General features: G+C 65.3%; 1 protein-coding gene. It reads left to right on the forward strand.

Translation table 11 applies throughout. The features are described from left to right. Positions 1–58: 58 nt before the first annotated feature. On the forward strand, positions 59–943 hold the full coding sequence (locus Aut01nite_RS43070) for an IS5 family transposase (protein WP_152629017.1): 885 nt from the start codon (positions 59–61) through the stop codon (positions 941–943). The last annotated feature ends 24 nt before the right edge of the window (positions 944–967 follow it).

Below are 967 nucleotides of genomic sequence, written 5' to 3' on the forward strand. Positions count from 1 at the left end.
AGAAGGCGTTGTGATACCTCGACGTGATCTTCGCTGACCGTGTCAGCGAAGATCACGTCTGTGTCGTTGTGTCTGTAAACCGGCGTACGAGTCGTCCCTGACCGATCCGCAGTGGGCGGTGATCGAGCCGCTGTTGCCGCAGCGGGATCCGCGTCGGGGTGGGCGACCGCTTCGCTATCCGCGTCGGTTGGTCATCGACACCATCTTGTACGTGTTGCGAACCGGTACGGCATGGCGGCACGTCCCGCACGATCTGGCGCCGTGGGACGTCGCCTACCGCTGGTTCCGCTGCTGGAGTGCCGACGGCACTTGGGACCGGGTCCATGACCGGCTACGTGATCTGGTCCGCCTCGCTGAGGGGCGTGACGTGCAGCCGTCCGCCGCGGTACTGGACTCGCAGACCGCGCACAGCCACGAAGGCGGTGAGGCGATCGGCTGGGATGCCGGCAAACGCACCCGCGGCCGTAAGCGGCACATTCTGGTCGACACCAGCGGGTTGCTTCTCAAGGCGGTCGTGCATGCCGCCTCGGTTCAGGAACGCGCCGGGGCGAAACTCGTCCTGGCCGGGATCACCCGCACCTTCCCACTACTCGGCCTGGTCTGGGCCGACCAGGGCTACGTCAACCGCATCGATGCCGGCCTGCTCGACTGGGCCCGCGAACATGCCGGTATCGAACTGCAGATCGTGCCCCGCAATGCCGACGTGAAAGGCTTCCAAGTACTACCCCGCCGCTGGGTGGTGGAACGGACTTTCTCCTGGTTAGGACGGTGCAGAAGGTTGGCCCGCGATTACGAGCGCAAGCCCGCGCACGCCGAGGCGATGATCAAAGTAGCCATGATCCGGTTGATGGCCGCCCGCCTCGCCGGCGAGGACATCGAACCGCAAGGTCCCATCGAGACCGAAGCGGCCCGACGCCTCAACGACGAGCTCAACCAGGAGTAGGGCCTCAGTTACCCAACACTCTCT

This window comes from Actinoplanes utahensis, assembly GCF_016862455.1.
GTDB classification, from domain to species: domain Bacteria; phylum Actinomycetota; class Actinomycetes; order Mycobacteriales; family Micromonosporaceae; genus Actinoplanes; species Actinoplanes utahensis.